Source organism: Modestobacter sp. VKM Ac-2985 (assembly GCF_026967925.1).
In the GTDB taxonomy this organism is placed as follows: domain Bacteria; phylum Actinomycetota; class Actinomycetes; order Mycobacteriales; family Geodermatophilaceae; genus Modestobacter.
Window position 1 is genome coordinate 1,030,149 of the sequence record NZ_JAPVBI010000003.1, and the last position, 18,271, is coordinate 1,048,419.

Genomic DNA, 18,271 nt, shown 5'->3' on the forward strand with positions numbered 1-18,271 from the left:
GAGGACCGACATGGACGAGACGACGAGGAACATCACCCGGGTCGCCACGACGACCGTGGTGGTGACGGACCTCGAGCGGGCGCTCACCTTCTACGTGGACGACCTCGGGCTGGAGGTCGTGCGCGACGCGGAGCTGGGCCCGGGCATGCGCTGGGTCGAGGTGGCGCCGGCCGGCGGTGGGACGACGATCGCCCTCCTCGTGGCAGGCAGCGGCTTCCCGCCGGGCATTCGCCTGGGCACGCCCGACGCAGACGCCGCCCACGCACAGCTGCGCAAGCGGGGCGTGGACATAGACGAGCACGTGCTGCGGATGGGCGACGTGGCCCCGCCGATGTTCACCGTCCGAGATCCGGACGGGAACGTCCTCGTGTTGGTGGAAGGTGCGTGATGGCCGCCATCGACGAGCGGTTCACGGCCCGGTTGCTGAAGAGCCCGGCGGACGGCGGGTGGACCTACCTGATGTGGCCGGACTCGGTTGCGTTCTTCGGCACGCGGGGCTTGGTGAAGGTCAGCGGGACGATCGACGGTCAACCGTTCCGGAGCTCCTTCATGGCGCTCGGGGGCGGCCGACACAAGCTGCCGGTGCGAGCCGCGCTCCGCGCTGCGATCGGCAAGCAGGCCGGCCAGACCGTCGAGGTCCACCTGACGGAGCGGATCACCACCGCCCACCCCGTGGGATCCCGCACCCGTGCGACGACCGGCTGATCAGGAGCTCCGATGCGCCCGCCGCTCAGCGGTCGGGGACCTGGAAGGTGCAGCGCGGGCCCGAGGCGGCGGCGAGCTTGCGGTCGAGGGTCCACAGCGGCGCATCGAGCTCTTCGGCGAGCGCGACGAAGGCGGCGTCATAGGAGGTGACGGCGCCGTGCAGTGCCCAGACCCGCTCGGCCAGTGGCTCGAACGGGAAGCTGGCCAGGGGGATGCGGACGAGGTCGGCGTGCGCCATGGCCCCAGCCTCGCGACCGAGCCTCCCGGTGATGACGGCGCGGCGGAGCACGTTGGACACCTCGACGTACAGGTGGGACGGCGCGGCGAGTTCCTGCCCGCGCAGGCCAGCCCGTGCCCAGGAGCCATCCGATGCACTGTCGACCAGAGCGGCGACGACGACCGAGGAGTCGACGACGATCGTCACCGGCGGTCGGCGTTCCGCAGGTCGAGGATCACCTCGGCCGACAGTGCGGTACCGGTCTCCTGAACCCGCTGCTGCACGCGGTCCCACAGGTCCTCGGGGCTCGGCCGTTTCGCCAACGCCGTCAGCTGAGCGCGGACGTACTCCTGCAGCGACTGACCGGCCCGGGCGGCCCGGGCGGCGAGCTCGTCGCGCGTCTCGTCGGGTACGTCGCGGATCGTCATCGAGACAGGCACGCATGCATAATAGCTGCGCCGCTGCGAATCTGCCGCAAATGCCCGACCGTGTGGGAACTCAAGGCCTGCCTCCTGGATGCCCCCGAGCAGTCAGACACCGCGCAGACCACGCGTTCACTCGTCCCGCCCCCACTGCAACCCGCAGGCACGGCAGTCGAGTGCCGGGTCGTCTGGCTCGACCATGCAGCCGCCCACCCCCACCAGGCCGCGTTCGGCCAGCAGCATCACCCGGGGATCAGGCATCCCCCGGATCAACGGCACGAACTCCTCCCGCCCGCAGGGCTGGCAGACCCCCCGGCCTGCACCCCCACCACTTCGCTCAACGGACCTCCACTCGTGATGATCGCGAGGGCCGGCCAACGGCTTCAGCGCAGCCCGCGTTCCACGCCTCAGGGGCAGCTCGGTCAGAGCCGTACACGAAACGGCCGATGAGGACTCGGAAGATCCAGCTCTGTTGACGGGGAGACACACGATGGCGCGATCAGGGCGATTCACGTTCGACGGTGGCGCAGCCACCTATGTCGGCACAGCACTACTGGCACTGGTGATCACCGTTGCCACCTTCGGGATCTGCTACCCCTTCGCGCTCGTCCTGCGCGAGCGATGGCGGGCCAAGCACTCCTACATCGACGGCTTCCCGCTCGTCTTCACCGGATCGGCCACGGCCCTGTTCCTCAACTGGCTGAAGTGGCTGCTGCTCTCGATCATCACCTTCGGCATCTACCTGTTCTGGGTCATGCCGAGGATCCAGAGCTGGAAGTGGGAGCACACGACCTTCGATTCCAGTCGGCAGCCGCTCCCGCTCACCGACGTCGTCGCCGCGGTCCCGCCGATGGGGTCGCCGTACCGGGGCCAGCTCGCGCACTGAGCCGCCGGCAGAGACGCCGCCTGAGGGGCCGAAGTCGCGAGATTGGCCCCTCAGGTATCAGGCCCAGCGGGGGTCGGCGGGGAGGCGGGGGTTGAGGAGGTGGGCGACCAGCGCCGTCCAGCCGGTCTGGTGCGTGGCGCCCAGGCCCTCGCCGGTGTCGCCGTCGAAGAACTCGCTGAAGGTGGGGTGGTCCCGCCACAGCGGGGAGTCACTCGCCTCGATGCGCTTGCCGTCGGCGGGGCGCTTGCCGTTCACCGGGCGGAACAGCCGGGTGAGCGAGTTGTCGATCAGGTCCGCGGCCTCGATCAGCGTGCACTGCTTGCCCGAGCCGGTCGGGATCTCGATGGTGAACGAGTCGCCGTAGTGCCGGCCCAGCGTGCGCAGCTTGTCCGCCAGCAGCACGTTCACCGGGAACCACACCGGCCCGCGCCAGTTGGAGTTGCCGCCGAACAGCTTGGTGCGCGACTCCCCCGGCTCGTACTCGATCGACACGTCCCGCCCACCGACGTTGGCGAACACCTGCCCGGTCGACTTCGACAGCGACCGGATGCCGAACGGGGACAGGAACTCCTCGGTGTCGAACATCCGCTGCAGGATCCGCTGCAACCGCTCCTTGCCGACCAGGGAGAGCAGCATCTTGCGCCCCTCCGGCGTCGACCGGCTGCGCAGCGGGCCCATCAGCTCCGGACGCCGCTTCTGCAGCCACCGCACCCGGTCGGCGACGTCGGGCAGCTGCGCCACCCACTGCGGGATCTCGGTCGCCCCCAGGATCGGCAGCAGCCCGACCATCGAGCGCACCCGCAGCGGCTCCGTCGTCCCGTCGGGGGCGATGAGGACGTCGTGGAAGAAGCCGTCCTCCTCGTGCCACAGCGACACCTCGTGCGAGCCGAACGCGTTCATCGCCTGCGCGATGGCGAGGAAGTGCTCGAAGAACTTGGTCGCGACGCCGTCCCATGCCTGGTCGTTCCGGGACAGCTCGAGGGCGATCTTCAGCATCTGCTGGCAGTAGAACGCCATCCAGCTGGTCGCGTCGGACTGCTCCAGCTTGTAGCCCGGCGGCAGCGGCGCGGAGCGGTCGAACAGCGCGATGTTGTCCATCCCGAGGAAGCCGCCCTCGAAGACGTTCGAGCCGTCGGCGTCCTTGCGGTTGACCCACCAGCTGAAGTTCAGCAGCAGCTTGGTGAACACCCGGACGAGGAACTGCTGGTCGCGGTAGCCGTCGATCCGGTACACGTGCCAGGCCGCCCAGGCGTGCACCGGCGGGTTGACGTCACCGAACGCCCACTCGTAGGCCGGCAGCTGCCCGTTGGGGTGCATCGCCCACTCGCGGCACATGAGCAGCAGCTGCTCCTTGGCGAAGTCGGGGTCGACGTGCGCCAGCGGCAGGCAGTGGAAGGCGGTGTCCCACGCGGCGAACCACGGGTACTCCCACTCGTCGGGCATGGAGATGATGTCGGCGAGCGCGAGGTGGCTCCAGCCGGTGTTGCGGGCACCGCGTTTCTTGCGCGCGTCCGGGGCCGGCGCCTCGGGGTCGCCCTCGAGCCACTGCGCGACGTCGTAGCGGTAGAGCTGCTTGGTCCACAGCAGGCCGGCGTAGGCCCGCCGGGCGACGTGCCGGTCGTCGGCGGACAGGCTCTCGTGGATGACGTCGGCGTAGAACTCGTCGGCGTCGGCCTTGCGGGCCGCGAGGACGGCGTCGAACTCAGGCCCGAACGTGTCGTCGTCCGGGTCCTCCTTGCGCAGCCGCAGCTTGACGCTGACCGTCTCCCCCGGCTGGACGGCGTCCCACGAGTACCAGAAGGCGGCCTTGGTCCCGGTGTCGGCGGGGTTGACCGCCTCCTTCTCCCCATGGACGACGCGGCGGTCGATGCCGTCCTTGGTGTACCTGCTGGCGTTCCGCTCGGCGCCGAAGAGCGCGACGGCGTTGGTCTCGTTGTCGCAGAACAGCACGTTCGGTGCGCCCTCGGCGGCGAGGACGTAGCGGCCCAGGAAGCCGTGCTCGGCCTCGACCGCCTCCAGGCCGTTGACGGTGAGGGTGGGCGCGAGCAGCTGGGCGAGGGTGCCCTGGCGCTTGTCGCCGCCCCAGGACCAGGTGTTGCGGAACCAGACCTGCGGCAGCAGGTGCAGCGGGGCCGCCTGCTGGCCGTGGTTGGTGGCGGTGACGACGATGCAGACGTCGTCGGGGGCGTTCTTGGCGTAGGTGACCTGGACGTCGAAGAACCGGTCACCCTCCAGGACGCCGGTGTCGGCGAGCTCGAACTCGCGCTCCAGCCGGGACCGCTGCGCGTTCTCCTCACGCAGCTCGGCGTAGGGGAACTCGGCCTGGGGGTAGCGGTAGAGCCACTGCATCCAGGAGTGCGTCGGGGTGCCGTCGACGGCCCACCAGTACTCCTTGGCGTCCTCGCCGTGGTTGCCCTCGGCGTTGGTCAGGCCGAACAGGCGCTCCTTGAGCACCGGGTCCTTGCCGTTCCACATCGCCACGGAGAAGTTGAGGAACCCGTAGCGGTCGCACAGGCCGCCCAGCCCGTCCTCGCCCCAGCGGTAGGCGCGGGCGTGCGCGTGGTCGAACGGGAAGGACGCCCAGGCGTCGCTGTCGGCGGAGTAGTCCTCACGGACGGTCCCCCACTGCCGGCCGGCCAGGTACGGGCCCCACATCCGCCACGGCGCGGACATGTCGGCGGACTCGGCGAGACGCGCGTGCTCGGCGCTGCGGGGGGTGGGGGTGTCCTGGGGAGCGGGCGCCGGGTCCGTGTTCTGGAGCGGGGCGCCGGGTTCTGCGGCAGACACGACCTCCACAGTGCCACGGCGAGGTTGCGCGCTCGTGTCACGCGCGGCCGTCCGAGACCAGGCTCACCGCCGGACGCCCCGCCCGTCGCTCCTGTCCCTGCCTGCGGACGACGCGAGGGCGGCAGCGGCGCCCGACCGGACGCCGCTGCCACGAGTTGGGCTCAGTAGCGGCGGCTGCCACCCGAGCCCTTGCCGCCGCTGCGCTTGGCCTGGAAGTCGGCGAACGCCTTCTTGATCTTCGCCTGGTTGTGCGGCTTGCGGGCTTCCTGGATGACCTTGGACGCGACGCCCGAGATCAGGAGCTTGCGGATCATGCCTGCCATGGTGGTCTCCCTCTGGTGAAGTGGCCGATGCCCTGAGGACGTGCCGGCGCCGGCCGCGCCTGACGAGGGTGCCCCACGACGTCGGGGTCCACGCCCGGTGTTGCCCAGTTCGCACCGGCCGGTCCTCCCACCCGCACACGGTGGCGCGGTGAGGGCGGCCCGGGACGGTGGGCGGCCAGGGCCGTCGGACCCCTGTCGAGGTGGCCAGCGACCGCAGCGGCACCGCGCCGACCTCTCTAGCGTCGGCCGCGGACGCCGACGGTCGGCGTCCCGGAGAGGGCGGGCAGGCGCATGCGAGCAGTGCAGTACCGGACGATCGGCGGCGACCCCGAGGTGGTCGAGATCCCGACCCCGGAGCCCGGACCCGGCCAGGTGCGGCTGCGGGTGACCGCCGCGGGGCTCTGCCACTCCGACTCCTTCGTCATGAGCCTGCCCGCCGAGCAGTACACCTACGGCCTGCCGCTCACCCTCGGGCACGAGGGCGCCGGGGTGGTCGACGCCCTGGGTGAGGGGGTCACCGGGGTGGAGCTCGGCGCGTCGATGGCGGTCTACGGCCCGTGGGGCTGCGGGCAGTGCCACGCCTGCGCCCGCGGCGCGGAGAACTACTGCACCCGGGCGGCGGCGCTGGGCATCGCACCGCCCGGCCTGGGTGCCCCCGGCGCGCTGGCCGAGTACCTGATCGTGGACGACGTCCGGCACCTGGTGCCGCTGGGCGACCTGGACCCGGTGGCGTCGGTCTCGCTGACCGACGCGGGCCTCACGCCGTACCACGCGATCGTGTCCAGCCTGGCCGCGCTGCCGGCCGGGAGCACCGCGGTGGTGATCGGCGCCGGCGGGCTGGGGCACGTCGCCATCCAGATCCTGCGGGCGATCACCGGCGCGACCGTGATCGCCCTGGACGTCAACGAGGAGAAGCTGATGCTGGCCCGGCAGGTGGGTGCGCACCACGCGATCCCGTCGGACGACTCGGCCGTCGAGGCGATCCGCTCGCTGACCGGCGGCGTGGGGGCGCAGGCGGTGTTCGACATCGTCGGCGCACCGGCCACGCTGGAGATCGCCCGGCAGACGGTGGCCATCGACGGCGTCGTGCAGATCGTCGGCATCGGCGGCGGGGTGCTGCCCACCGGCTTCTTCTCCACCCCGTTCGGCGCCTCGGTCCGGGCGCCGTACTGGGGCACCCGGACGGAGCTGATGGAGGTCCTCGACCTCGCCCGGAGCGGCGCGATCCACGTCGAGGTCGAGCGGTACTCGATGGACCAGGCGCCGGAGGCCTACCGGAAGCTGCACGACGGCACGCTCCGCGGTCGCGCCGTCGTCGTCCCCGGGGACTGACCCGGGTCCACCACCGCCCCGAACGCTCAGCCCGCGATGGAGAACGCCCCGTCCACCGACCGGTCGGCCAGCCACACCGCCAGCTCGGTCACCGCCATCGGCCGGCCGTAGAGCCAGCCCTGCGCGAGCAGGACGCCGAGCCGGCGGAGCTCGGCGTCCTGCTCGACGGTCTCGACGCCCTCCGCGACCAGCCCCAGACCGAGGTTGTCGGCCAGCGCGACGATGCTCGCCAGCAGCTGTGCACGGCGCGGCGAGGTGGTGACCGACGCGATGAACGACGTGTCGAGCTTGAGGTGCTGGACCGGCAGCACGTCGAGCCGGCTCAGCGACGAGTACCCGGTGCCGAAGTCGTCGGCGGCGACGACCAGGCCCAGCCGCATCAGCGTCTCGAGGTTCTGCCGGACGACGGCGGCGTCGGACTCCAGCTGGGTCTCGGTGATCTCGACGACGACGTGGTCGGCCGGCCAGCCGAACTCGGCGAGCAGTGCGGCGACCCGCTGCGGGTAGTCGGGGTCGACCAGCTCGCGCACCGACACGTTGACGCCGAGGACCAGTTGCACGCCGGTCGTCTCGCGGAGCGCGGTGAGCTGCACCAGCGACGTGCGCAGCACCAGCTCGCCGAGCGGGGCGATCAGGCCGTGCTGCTCGGCGAGGGCGATGAACTCGTCCGGTGGGACGGCGCCGCGTGCGGGGTGGTCCCAGCGGGCCAGCGCCTCGACGCCGATCACCCGGTTGCCGACGAGCTCGACCACCGGCTGGAAGGCCACCCCGAGCTGCCCGGCGGCGACGGCCGACGCGAGGTCGGTGGACAGCTGGGTACCGGCGGCGCCGTCGAGGGCGCAGCGGTTCCGACCGGCGTCCTTGGCGACGTAGAGGGCGGCGTCGGCGCGGCGCATCAGCTGCGCCTTGGTCTCGCCCTGGATGTGCTGGGCGACCCCGCAGGAGACGCCGATGCCCGGGTGCAGCGCCGTCAGCCGCTCCACCTCCGCCAGCGCGACCGGTCCGGTCAGGCCGGGCAGCAGCAGCGCGAACTCGTCGCCGCCGTGGCGAGCGAGCACGGCGCCGGGCGGGAGCTGGGCGCCCCAGGCGTCGGCGACCCGGACCAGCACCCGGTCGCCGGCCTCGTGCCCGTCGGTGTCGTTGACCTCCTTGAAGTGGTCGAGGTCCAGCAGCGCCGCCGACAGCGGCTCCCCGCGGCGTCCCGCGGCGGCGAGCAGCTCCGGCAGTGCGTCGTCGAAGCCCCGCCGGTTGGCCAGCCCCGTGAGCGGGTCGCGGCTGGCGCTGGATGCCCGCCACGCCAGGGCGCGGGTGACCGTGCCCAGCGCGATGACCACGGTGTCCAGGGCCAGGACGGTGGGCACCGGCACGTCGCCGCGCAGCACGAGCACGGTGCTGATGCCGAGCACCGCCACGCTGAGGTGGGCCAGCCCCGCCACGGGGCGGAAGAAGAAGAACGCATCGACTGCGACGAAGGCGATGATCGAGGCGAGCGCCAGCGCGGTGAGCGGGTCGGGGGCCAGCGTCGCGGCCGTCCCGATCAGGCCGGTGGCCCCGGCGACCGGGACGTGGAACGTGGCGCGCGGCCAGCGCGGCCCCCAGCGGACGAGGACGGCAGCGCCGAGCAGCGCGCTGACGGCGATCGCGGCGATCGCCCCGCGGCGTCCGGAGCCCGGGGCCGAGCCCAGCACCGCGAGCAGCCCGGTGACGCCACCGAAGGCGTAGAAGACGGCGAGGATGCGCGCCGTCATCCGTGGTGTCGCCACCTCGGGCGCGCCCGACCGGACCTGCCGCACCAGCCCACCTCCCACTCGTCCCGGTCCGCCCACCATCCCTGGGTCAGCCACGGTGGGCCGCTTCCTGCGGGGCGGCGTGCGCGCCGACCCGGAGGCCGGCGAGCAGCTCGGGCAGGGGGACGGCCTGGCCGTAGCGCCAGCCCTGCGCGAACGTGCACCCCATCGCGCGGACCGTGGCCTCCTGCCCCGCGGTCTCCACCCCTTCGGCGACCACGTCGAGGCCCAGCGCACGGCACATCGCCACGAGGCTCTGCAGCATCTGCGCCCGGCGTGCCGAGGAGCTGACGGTGGCGATGAACGAGCGGTCGAGCTTCAGCACGTCGGCCGGCAGCATGTCCAGCCGGCTGAGCGAGGAGTAGCCGGTGCCGAAGTCGTCGATGGACACCTTCAAGCCAGCGGCGCGCAGCTCGTGCAGGGCGGCGACGGCGGTCGGCGACTCGCCCTCGATGACGTTCTCGGTCACCTCGAGCACCAGGTGTGCGGCCGGGAAGCCGGTCTCGGCGAGCACGGCGTACACCCGCTGCGGGTAGTCGGGGTCGTTGAGCTCGCGGCCGGAGACGTTGACGCCGAGGGTGACGTGGTCACCGGCGGCGGTGCGGACGCCGGCGAGCTGGCTGCAGGCGGTGCGCAGCACGTGGTTGCCGAGGGTGTTCACCAGGCCGGTCTGCTCGGCGACGGCGACGAAGTCCGTCGGCGGCACCGGCCCGTGCTCCGGGTGGGTCCAGCGGGCCAGCGCCTCGACGCCGACCGTCGCGCCGTCCGGCAGCGAGACGATGGGCTGGTAGTGCACCTGCACGTCGCCCGCGGCCAGCGCGGTCGCGAGGTCTCGGGCCAGCTCGGAGCCCGGGCCGCCCTCCAGCTCGGCCCGGCCTCGGCCGGCGGCCTTGGCGTCGTAGAGCGCCCGGTCGGCCCGCCGCATCAGGTCGGCGGCGCTCTGGTCGCGGTGGTGCTCGGCGACGCCGCAGGACAGGCCGATCTCGGGGTGGCGCGCGGCGACCCGGCGCACCAGGTCCAGCGCGGCCGGCCCGGACATCCCCGGCAGCAGCAGGGCGAACTCGTCGCCACCGTGCCGGCTGAGCACGGCGCCGGTGGGCAGCTCCCGGCGCCAGACGTCGGCGATCCGGCAGAGCACGAGGTCACCGGCCTCGTGACCGGCGGTGTCGTTGATCTGCTTGAAGTGGTCGAGGTCGAGCAGGGCCGCCGACAACCGCTCGCCGGTGCGGCCGGCGGTGGCGAGCAGCTCCTGCAGGGCGTCGTCGAACCCGCGGCGGTTGGCCAGCCCGGTGAGCGGGTCGCGGCTGGCGCTGGAGGCCCGGAGCACGAGGCCGCGCACGACGGTGCCCATCGCGACGACGACCGAGTCGAGCGCGAGCGCGATGGACAGCGGGACGTGGCCCTGGGCCAGCAGCGCGGCGGTGACCACGCTGATGCCGAAGGCCATGTGCAGCCAGGCCAGCGGCAGGCTGAAGAAGAAGCAGGCGTCGACGGCGACGAACGACAGCACTGCCGCTGCGGTCATCGCGGTGGCCGGGTCGGGGCTGACCCACACCACGACGGCGACCAGCGCGGAGGCCGAACCGACGGGCCAGTGGAAGGCGTGCCGCGGCCAGCGCGGACCCCAGCGGAGCGAGACGGCGGCGCAGAGCAGCACGACCACCGACATGCCGAGGATCGGCCCTCGGCCCTGCGCACCGGCGCCGGGACCGAGCACGCCGAACAGGCCCGCCACCCCGGCCGCGACGTAGAACGTCCCGAGGATGCGCGCCATCATGCGGGGTGTCGCCACCGCAGGTGCCGTCGACCAGCTCACCCCCCAGTGGTCGGTCCGGTGGTGCACGGAGTTGACGCTGCGTGCTGGACTGGGCGGTCTCGCTACCCCGCGCGGGTGAGACCCCGCGGTCCGGTCGGACGTGCCCGGACCTCATGGTGCCGGCACAGGTCCGGGCTCTACCGTGGGCCCCGGTCGATCCGGCGACGGGAGGGGCGCGGCACGGTGTCAGACGCCTCATCCCCCACCGAGGGCCTGGCCGACGGGCTCGGTTCCCGCCGCCTGCACCCGCTGGAAGCCGGTGACCCGCCGCAGATCGGGCCCTACCGGCTGCTGTGCCGGCTGCCGCGCGGCGGTCAGGGAGCCGACGTCTTCGTCGGGCGGGACGACGCCGCCGACCCGCTGGTGGTCGTGAAGAGCCTGCCGGGCGGCGCCGGGGAGCTGGTCCGGCGGCGGTTCGCCCGCGAGGTGGAGAACGCCGCCCGCATCCGCAGCCCCCGCGTGGCGCAGATCGTCGACCAGGACCTCACCGCGGCCAACCCGTACTACGCGCAGGAGTACGTCGCGGGGACGCCGCTGGACGAGTTCCTCGCCTCCCGGGAGGGCGGGCTCAACGCGGAGGAGCTGCGCCGGATCGCCATCGGGCTGCTGCGGGCGCTGCGGGACGCGCACGCGGCCGGGGTGGTGCACCGCGACGTGAAGCCGGCCAACATCATCATCACCGACCGGGACGTCGTCCTCGTCGACTTCGGCATCAGCCGCTACCTCGGCGCCGAGCGGCCCGCCGGCACGGTCACCACCGCCCTGGCCGGTCTCGGGTCGAAGCTGTTCGCCAGCCCGGAACAGCTGCAGGGGCTGCCGCTGACCCAGGCCAGCGACGTCTACAGCTGGGGCATGGTGATCGCCTACGCGGCCGGGGCCCGGCACCCGGTCGACCCGGACGACGAACTGGCACCCGCCGACTACTGGCTGGAGCTGCAGGCCGGCCGGCTGGACCTCTCCCCCGTGCCACCGAACCTGCTCGACCCGGTGTCGCACGCGCTGCGGGTAACGCCGGAGCGGCGGCCGACGATCGCCGAGCTGGCCCGCGACGTCGAGCAACAGACCCGCTGGCTGGAGCAGCCCTCGGAGATCCCCTCCCCCCGGGCGAGGCTGCAGGACCTGCGGTCGGTCGTCGCCGTCCGTGAGGCGGTCCGGTACCACCTCTCCCGGCTGGAGCGGGCGATCGCCGACACCCCCACCGGCTACGCCGCGGCGATCGTCTGCGCCGTCGTGCTGGGGCTGGTGGCCGCCGTGGTCCTCGGCTTCGTCACCTACATCATCTTCTGATCCCCCGAGGAGGCACGGTGGCCGGTCTGTACCAGCGGGCGAGGGCCCAGCAGGCGCTGGAGGCACGCCGGCACCGGTACCTGCGGCGGCAGCGGGTGCTGCTGCTGGTGTTCGCGGTCACGACGGTGCTCGGCTACCTCTGGGTGGTGGGCTGAGATGCCGAAGAAGGACCTGGTCTGCCCCCGGTGCCTGGAGTCGTTCCCGGTGCCGCTGCTGCGCAGCCCGATCGGCGGGCCGCAGCCGGTGCCGGTCCCGCGGCGCACCGCGTGGCAGCGCTTCAGCGAGGGGCGGTGGGGTGGCCAGCCGGAGCCCGGCCCGTCGTCCCAGGCAAGAGCGGCGGCCTCCGACGCGGTCGACGCCGTGCCGGTCTGCCCGAACGGCCACCGGCTGCCCCCGGACTACGCCACGCGGGCGACCGTCGTCGTCGGCGTGGTGGGCCTGACCGGCGCCTCGAAGAGCACCTTCCTGACGGTGCTGGTCGACGCGCTGCACGCCGGGGCGCTCGCCCCGCTGGGCATCTCGGTCGAGCTGGACGAGAACAGCGCCGACCGGTTCGAGCGGCACTACCACCAGCCGCTGCTGGTCGACCACCGGCAGCTGCCGGCGACCCAGCCACTGCTGGCGCAGGGCGAGTCACCGGAGCCGCTGACGCTGGTGCTGCGGCGGACGATGCAGGGCGGGCCGGAGCGGGCGATGAACGTCGTCCTGTTCGACGCCTCCGGGGAGCAGCTGTACCGGAAGGAGGACCTGGGCCGGTTCGGCAAGTTCCTGTACCGGGCCGACGCCGTGCTCGTCGTCCTCTCGCCGGGGATGTTCCCCGGGCTGCAGTCGGTGGCCGACCCCGGCGAGGCAGCGCTGGGCATGGCCCGGCCGACGCAGATGCTGGTCAACCTGGCTGACCTGCTGCGCTCGGCGCGCGGACTGCGCCGGGACGGCTTCCTGCAGGGGATCTCCGCCGGGGTGGTGCTGAGCAAGGCCGACAAGCTGATCACCCGGCCGGACTTCCCGGCCGACACGCTGCGCAACCCGGAGATCAGCCTCGCCGCGCTGCCCACCCTGTTCGAGGACGTGCGCCACAACAGCGCCCGCCTGGTCGACTTCCTGGAGGCCAACGGCGGCAGCAACCTGCTGACCACGCTGCTGACCCGACTGCCGGACCCGACCGTGCACGCCGTGTCGGCGACCGGGTCGGACGCGAGCGACGGCGCCTACCCCTCGATCGCCCCTGTTGGATGCCTGGAACCGCTGCTGGTGCTGCTCGCGCGGCACGGCTTCCTGCCCAGCGAGGGGCTGGACGCGGACGACGCCGACTTCCGCGCCGCCGGTGATCGGCTGGGCCGATGACCACCTGCCCGCAGCTGGTCTACACCTCGGCGAGCCGGACGCTGGAGGGACCGGGCTTCGGCGTCGTCCAGCTGTCGCCGGACTGGCCCGCGGAGGTCGGCGACAGCCGCGCGACGCTCGGCCCGCTGATCGCACTCGGCGACGGGGAGTCCTTCGGCCTGCGGCACACCGCCGGCGGGCGGATCGCCTACCGCAAGGTCCAGGCTGGGACGGACGCGTTCGGCCGGCCGGGCAACCACCTGGTGCACCTGCTCTGGGACGGCGCCGGCCGGGTCACCCCCCGGGACGTGCTGGCGTTCCGCAGCGGCGGCGGGTTCCTCGACGGGCTCCCCGCCGAGGCCGAACCCTCGCGCGGAGCACCGGCGGTGGAGGTGCCGTCGGCCCGCCGGTCGCTGCCGGCCCTGACCGCGGACGACGTCGACGCCCTCCTGCCGCACGTCGCGGCGGTGCTCGCGGCGGTGGCCGCCGGTGCGGGGGTGGTCGGGCTGCCGGCCCGGACGGCGTCGGGTCGCGACGTCGCCGAGCTGGTCTTCGGCGTGCTGCCACGGGCGCTGGCCTCGGCCGTCGCGCTGCACGTCGGGACGGCGTCCGCCCTGGGCGACGCGGCTGCGGTGCGGGTGCACGTGGGGCCGGAGGTGCCCAACGACCTCCTGTCCGAGGGCCCCGTGCCGGACGGGCAGGACACCGCACGGGCGCGCGCGCTGCTGGAGGCGGCGGCGAAGAAGGAGCTGTGCTCGGACAACGTGCGCAAGCTGGAGACCCTCGACCGGTGGCTGTTCGCCGACACCTGGACGGGGCTGGACCCGGCGTCGCTCACCCCGGTCCAGCTGGTCGCGGTGCTGGAGTCGGAGAAGGCCGGGTGGTGGCTGTCCTCCCCGGACGCCGTGGACGTCGCCTGCGCGGTGGCTGCGTCGTCCCCGGAGGTGGATGCGGCGCTGCGGACGGCGCTGTCCCAGCACCCCGATGCCTGGGACCGGCTGCGCGACCGGGAGCTCGACGCCGCGCTGACCGCCGTCTTCGGTGGCGCCGGGCAGGCGGAGGTGCCGATCGGCTTTACCGGGCTGACCCGGGCGGAGCTGTGCGAGGCGTTCACCGCGGAGCTGGCGCGGGGCCGCCGGCTCGCCGAGGTCGGCGGGGCCGCGGCCACGCTGGTCGAGGAGTCGGTGGCCCTCCCCCAGCCGGTGGCGTTGCTGCAGCTGACCGACGATCTCGCCGGGCTGGCCCGGCTGGCCACGAGCCGGCCGGTGGTGCGGGAGGCACTGGTGCGGGAGTGGGCGGGAGTGGACGAGTGGCCGGCGAGTTCTGCCTCACTGCTCGGGCATCTGCTGCTGGAGGACCCCGACTGGTTCCTGACGCTGGGCGGCGCCGCGCCGGTGTCGGTGGTGCGGGCGGCGCTGCCCTGGGCGGCGGAGCGGCTGGCGGCGTCGATGGTGGAACGACTGGCGCTCACCGTCGCGGCCAGTGAGCTGGCGGGACAGGGCTGGGCGCTGCGGGACGTGTTGTTCCGGTCCGGGCTGCCCGACGAGGAGGTCGCCGCGATCGTGGCCCGCAACTTCCTGGTGCTGGCCGGGGACGACGGCTGGCCGGGCGAGGTCGCCCGGCTCGCCGCTGGTGCGCTCGGCGCGGGTCCCGGCGGGGAATCGGCTGAGGGCCGCCGGAAGACCGGCATGTGGCCGCGGCGCCGCCGGTAGAACTCGCGCACCCGGCATCCGGCACCCGCAGCTCGCCGGCGTTGGTCAGCGACCTGTGGTCGGCGCACGCTCGTGCTCTGGCTGTACTGGCGCGCCAGAGCACGAGCGTCGGGGGACGACGCCTGGACGAACGATGCCGGGATGGCAATGCCGTTCTGATACCACCGACGGTATCTTTGCTGCATGGCCATGACCCTTCGCCTCGATGACCAGGAGACCGACGCGCTGCGCCGCAGGGCCGAGCTCGAGGGCCGATCGATGCAGGAGGTCGCCCGCCAGGCGGTGCGCGACTACATCGAGCGCACCAGCAAGCGGGAACTCCTCGACCGGGTGCTCGACACTGAGCTCCCGCGCTACGCCGAAGCCCTCGAGCGCCTCGGCCAGTGATCTACCTCGATCTCGACGACCTGCTACACGTGGCCGCCCGCACCTTGGGCGAGGTGCAGGTACGCGACGCCGGGCTGCTGGAGTCCGCACTGGCCCGGCCACGCTCGACGGCGTTCGGCGAGGAGGTCTATGTCTCGATCCACGCCAAAGCCGCGGCTCTCCTGCACTCACTGGCCCGCAATCACGCCCTTGTCGACGGCAACAAGCGGCTGGCCCTCGCCGGGACGATCGCGTTCTATGGCGTCAACGGCGTCCGGCTGACCCTCTCGAACGACGAGGCGTACGACGTGATCGTGGCGATCGCAGCGGGCGACATCGACGACGTCGAGTCGATCACCGCCCGACTGTCATCGAGCACCGAGCCCTGGACCTGAGACCCCCGCGCAGGCTGTAGCTCAACGGGTGATGCGCAGGGCCCCGCAACGAGTGCCTCGACGCGGCCACGAATTGCGATGCCCTCGAGCCGCCCGAACCGAGCCTGTACTCGGTCAACGGCTACCTCAACCGCCTGCGCAATCGTTGCTCCGACAACGACAAGGGGGACGAATCGCCCTCACTCCGCCCAGAATTTCGCTTGTCGTTGACGAGACAACGACAAGCCGAGCCGGCCGGGCGTGCACCCGCGACTGCGACGCGGCCAGGAGTCAGGAGCCCGGGCACGGCATCGGGGTCCAGCTCTTGCCGCCGGGCGCGTAGCTCCGGCAGCCGGTGTAGCCACTCGGGCCGGAGTTGCCGGACGTCGGCGGCGGCGGAGCTGCCGTCCTCGGGGCGCTCGACGAGGTCCGGGACGAGCTGGGCGACTGCGCGCGGGCCCGGGTCGCGGCCGCAGCAGCTTCCTCGGCCGCCTTCCGCGCGGCCTCCTCCTCGGCGGCCTTGCGTGCAGCTTCCTCGGCAGCCTGACGCGCCGCCTCTTCCGCAGCCAGGCGCGCGGCTTCCTCCGCGGCTCGCCGGGCCTCTTCCTCCAGCCGCTGCTGCTCGGCGGCCCGGGCCGAGTCGTTGTCGGCGACGGCGGCGTCCAGATCGGTGCGGACGCGCTCCACCCGACTCTGCACACCGCTCAGCCCCCGGCCTGCGAACGGCAGCAGTGGGAAGGCGCGCGGGTCCCCGTCCAGGAGAGCGGCGAGCGTCCGCGCCGCGGTCAGCGCAGCGACCAGCTCACCGGAGTGGGAATCGAACGCGGTCAACTCGGCCGGGGCGACGGGCTGCTCGGCGACCGTGTCGGCCGCCGTCTGCTCGAGGGCGGCCACCTGTGCGGGGACGGTGCACGTCACGTCGGCGGCGTAGAGCCCCCGGCCCGCCGCCCTCGCCTCGTCATGCGCCTGCCGCACGGGCGGGTAGAACTGCGAGTTCGATCCGACCAGCACCGCAACGCCCAAGCCCTGCCGGGCGATGTCGGCGTTCACCAGGTCGTCACCGAGGAAGACCGCGGCCAGTTCGCGGTCGTACCGGTCGTGCTTCTCCTCGTCGTGCTCGAGCCGGACCTCGGTCCCGACGGGGAGGCGGCCCTTCAGGTACTGGGTCGCCTCCGGGGCGAGGCACTCGACCGGCTTGCTCGGGTCCACCGACTCCGGGGTGTCCACGTTGAGCAGTCGCACCCGACGGGTCTCGCCGTCGTACCGGACGTCGATGGTGTCGCCGTCCACCACCTTGGTCACCGTCGCGGTGACGGGTCCGCTCACTGCCTCGTGGACGGCTCCCGCCCCGACCACCAGGGCTCCGGCGGCCACCATCGCAGCGATCTTGTGGGCCCCTACGACAGCGAGCAGGCTCTGCATGCTTCCTCCGACGACCAGGCAACAGGCGTCACCGACGGGCACGCTAGGGAGTCGGCCTGCCACTGGACGTCGGTCAGGTCCGAGCCACCCCCGGAAGGGGCAACGGCCGCGAGCGGCGTCCCCCGATCCGGTGAGAGGCGGTGCCGCGGCGCCGATCTCCGTCGGTGGCCCGTGGTCGCCTTCGTCGCAGGAGCGGGACCGCCCCGCATCCGGTCAGGAGGAGACCCGTGGACCAGGCGACGGAGCTGTTGTGGCGGGCTGCGTTGCGGCGTCCGTGGACGAAGCGGCCACTCAAGACCGACGTCGCGGCGATGGCCGTAGCGCTCGACCCGGGCGACGCCGTCGACGGGGTGTTCCGGGCCAGGTGGACGGAGACGTCCGCCGGCGCACTGGCGATCACGTCCGGTGCCCTGCTCATCGGGCAGGCGCGCCCCCGCCAGCACGTCACCGACCTGCTGCGTGCGGCCAGCCCGGAACACCGCCACGGTCCGCACGCCCTGGCCATTCCCCGCAGCGACATCCGCAAGGTCCAGCTGACGTCGGGAGGCGTCGCCGTCCACACCGATGCCCAGGTCATCGACCTGCGGGTGACGGGCGACCCCGAGCTGCGAACGGCTCTCTTCCGGCTGTCCCCTCGATCTGTAGACGTCGACAACCCGCGAAACCGGACGCGGCTGCTGCCACACGAGGCGCTGTGGAACACCCGCTACCCGCACGGCCGGAACCGGATCGAGCGCAGGGACTGGCCCATCCCGACCGGAGCGCTGTGGAACGCCGGCCACGCGTGGCGGCGCCTCCCGCCGTGGAGCCAGTGGGCGCTGGCGGTGGGCGTCTTCGTCGGGCTGCAGACGTTCGTTGCGCCCGTCGGCGTCCTGTTCGCCATCCTGTTGCTGACGCTGCTGGGGCTCACGGGCGAGGCTGCCGTCGAGCGCCGCCGGCTCGCTCTCACCGGGCCGGAGACCGAACTGGCCGAGGCCGACTGGATCGAGGGGCGGGTGGCCGGTGCGGCCTGCCGGGCGTGGGAGGAGACGCTGCGGGAACCGTCCTGGTCCTCTCCGGCACTCGACGCCACCCGCGCGGCGTTCGACGGCGACCACGAGGTCGACGCCGTCATCGACCTGGCGCTGCGCATCCACGATGCCCGCACCCAACTCGGGGCGATGCCGACCGGGCCGGCGAGGGTGATCTGGCAGCAGCAGTGGACGGCGCTGGACGCGGCCGCCGAGCGGCTGGGCGAGCGCGCCGACGCGCTGATCCGGCACCGCGAGCAGGCCGCGCAGCTGTCCCGGGAGTTGGCTCAGCTGGCCGAGCTGGAACGATTCGAGCGGTCCGCGCTGGTCGTCGACGATCTCACCATCGCCACGTCGGTGGGCGGCGAGCGCGCCGGGCTCAGCCCGGTCGCCGACGACATCGCCGGCACGCGAGCAGCGGTGCGGGAGCTCATCGAGCTGATGACCCACACTCGGGCGCCGCTGGCCACGCCCGTCGACGCCCCGTGACCGAAGACCCTGG

General features: G+C 73.1%; 19 protein-coding genes. 11 read left to right on the forward strand and 8 right to left on the reverse strand.

What is annotated here, in order from left to right; genetic code table 11:
* The first annotated feature begins 10 nt into the window (after positions 1–10).
* A complete protein-coding gene (locus tag O2V61_RS20845) occupies positions 11–388 on the forward strand; it encodes a VOC family protein (RefSeq protein WP_269185181.1) in 378 nt (125 codons plus the stop codon).
* Entirely contained in the window at positions 388–705 is a 318-nt protein-coding gene (locus O2V61_RS20850) for a DUF1905 domain-containing protein (RefSeq protein WP_269185182.1), read from the forward strand. Before O2V61_RS20845 ends, O2V61_RS20850 begins: the two co-directional genes overlap by 1 nt.
* Positions 706–730: 25 nt before the next feature.
* On the opposite strand, the gene O2V61_RS20855 is transcribed toward O2V61_RS20850, so the two are convergent.
* From O2V61_RS20855 to O2V61_RS20865, 3 genes are all read right to left on the reverse strand, one after another.
* Positions 731–1,129 carry a type II toxin-antitoxin system VapC family toxin gene (locus tag O2V61_RS20855; RefSeq protein ID WP_269185183.1) on the reverse strand — a complete coding sequence of 133 codons (399 nt, stop codon included), beginning with the start codon at positions 1,127–1,129 and terminating at the stop codon, positions 731–733.
* Complete coding sequence (locus O2V61_RS20860) at positions 1,126–1,362, reverse strand: FitA-like ribbon-helix-helix domain-containing protein (protein WP_269185184.1); 237 nt, start codon at positions 1,360–1,362, stop codon at positions 1,126–1,128. Before O2V61_RS20860 ends, O2V61_RS20855 begins: the two co-directional genes overlap by 4 nt.
* A gap of 114 nt (positions 1,363–1,476) precedes the next feature.
* A complete protein-coding gene (locus O2V61_RS20865) occupies positions 1,477–1,605 on the reverse strand; it encodes a hypothetical protein (protein ID WP_269185185.1) in 129 nt (42 codons plus the stop codon).
* A 301-nt stretch (positions 1,606–1,906) separates the two neighbouring features.
* On the opposite strand from O2V61_RS20865, the gene O2V61_RS20870 reads away from it, so the two are divergent.
* Complete coding sequence (locus O2V61_RS20870; RefSeq protein ID WP_269185186.1) at positions 1,907–2,230, forward strand: DUF898 family protein; 324 nt, start codon at positions 1,907–1,909, stop codon at positions 2,228–2,230.
* A gap of 57 nt (positions 2,231–2,287) precedes the next feature.
* Here O2V61_RS20870 and O2V61_RS20875 read toward each other — a convergent pair whose 3' ends face one another.
* Positions 2,288–5,017: an MGH1-like glycoside hydrolase domain-containing protein gene (locus tag O2V61_RS20875; protein WP_269185187.1), complete on the reverse strand. Its 2,730-nt coding sequence runs from the start codon at positions 5,015–5,017 to the stop codon at positions 2,288–2,290.
* A gap of 161 nt (positions 5,018–5,178) precedes the next feature.
* Positions 5,179–5,331 carry a hypothetical protein gene (locus O2V61_RS20880; RefSeq protein ID WP_269185188.1) on the reverse strand — a complete coding sequence of 51 codons (153 nt, stop codon included), beginning with the start codon at positions 5,329–5,331 and terminating at the stop codon, positions 5,179–5,181.
* 300 nt (positions 5,332–5,631) lie between these two features.
* Here O2V61_RS20880 and O2V61_RS20885 point away from each other — a divergent pair, with 300 nt between their 5' ends.
* Positions 5,632–6,672, forward strand: coding sequence for an NAD(P)-dependent alcohol dehydrogenase (locus O2V61_RS20885; RefSeq protein WP_269185189.1), 1,041 nt, complete (start codon positions 5,632–5,634; stop codon positions 6,670–6,672).
* A 26-nt stretch (positions 6,673–6,698) separates the two neighbouring features.
* Here the strand turns inward: O2V61_RS20885 and O2V61_RS20890 are convergent, their stop codons facing one another.
* Both O2V61_RS20890 and O2V61_RS20895 read right to left on the reverse strand, forming a co-directional pair.
* Positions 6,699–8,420, reverse strand: a complete 1,722-nt coding sequence (locus O2V61_RS20890) for a putative bifunctional diguanylate cyclase/phosphodiesterase (protein WP_269185190.1) — start codon at positions 8,418–8,420, stop codon at positions 6,699–6,701.
* A gap of 88 nt (positions 8,421–8,508) precedes the next feature.
* On the reverse strand, positions 8,509–10,302 hold the full coding sequence (locus O2V61_RS20895; RefSeq protein ID WP_269185191.1) for a putative bifunctional diguanylate cyclase/phosphodiesterase: 1,794 nt from the start codon (positions 10,300–10,302) through the stop codon (positions 8,509–8,511).
* Between the two features lie 156 nt (positions 10,303–10,458).
* Here O2V61_RS20895 and O2V61_RS20900 point away from each other — a divergent pair, with 156 nt between their 5' ends.
* From O2V61_RS20900 to O2V61_RS20925, 6 genes are all read left to right on the forward strand, one after another.
* Complete coding sequence (locus O2V61_RS20900) at positions 10,459–11,562, forward strand: serine/threonine-protein kinase (RefSeq protein ID WP_269185192.1); 1,104 nt, start codon at positions 10,459–10,461, stop codon at positions 11,560–11,562.
* Between the two features lie 17 nt (positions 11,563–11,579).
* A complete protein-coding gene (locus O2V61_RS20905) occupies positions 11,580–11,717 on the forward strand; it encodes a hypothetical protein (protein ID WP_269185193.1) in 138 nt (45 codons plus the stop codon).
* Position 11,718: 1 nt separating this feature from the next.
* Positions 11,719–12,906: a TRAFAC clade GTPase domain-containing protein gene (locus O2V61_RS20910; protein WP_269185194.1), complete on the forward strand. Its 1,188-nt coding sequence runs from the start codon at positions 11,719–11,721 to the stop codon at positions 12,904–12,906.
* Positions 12,903–14,597 carry a GAP1-N2 domain-containing protein gene (locus O2V61_RS20915; protein ID WP_269185195.1) on the forward strand — a complete coding sequence of 565 codons (1,695 nt, stop codon included), beginning with the start codon at positions 12,903–12,905 and terminating at the stop codon, positions 14,595–14,597. Before O2V61_RS20910 ends, O2V61_RS20915 begins: the two co-directional genes overlap by 4 nt.
* Positions 14,598–14,780: 183 nt before the next feature.
* On the forward strand, positions 14,781–14,984 hold the full coding sequence (locus O2V61_RS20920; RefSeq protein ID WP_269185196.1) for a ribbon-helix-helix protein, CopG family: 204 nt from the start codon (positions 14,781–14,783) through the stop codon (positions 14,982–14,984).
* Entirely contained in the window at positions 14,981–15,358 is a 378-nt protein-coding gene (locus tag O2V61_RS20925) for a type II toxin-antitoxin system death-on-curing family toxin (protein ID WP_269185197.1), read from the forward strand. The genes O2V61_RS20920 and O2V61_RS20925 overlap by 4 nt, the downstream gene beginning before the upstream one ends.
* 270 nt (positions 15,359–15,628) lie before the next feature.
* On the opposite strand, the gene O2V61_RS20930 is transcribed toward O2V61_RS20925, so the two are convergent.
* Positions 15,629–16,759, reverse strand: a complete 1,131-nt coding sequence (locus O2V61_RS20930) for a thermonuclease family protein (protein WP_269185198.1) — start codon at positions 16,757–16,759, stop codon at positions 15,629–15,631.
* Between the two features lie 227 nt (positions 16,760–16,986).
* On the opposite strand from O2V61_RS20930, the gene O2V61_RS20935 reads away from it, so the two are divergent.
* Complete coding sequence (locus O2V61_RS20935) at positions 16,987–18,258, forward strand: hypothetical protein (RefSeq protein WP_269185199.1); 1,272 nt, start codon at positions 16,987–16,989, stop codon at positions 18,256–18,258.
* Positions 18,259–18,271: the final 13 nt, after the last annotated feature.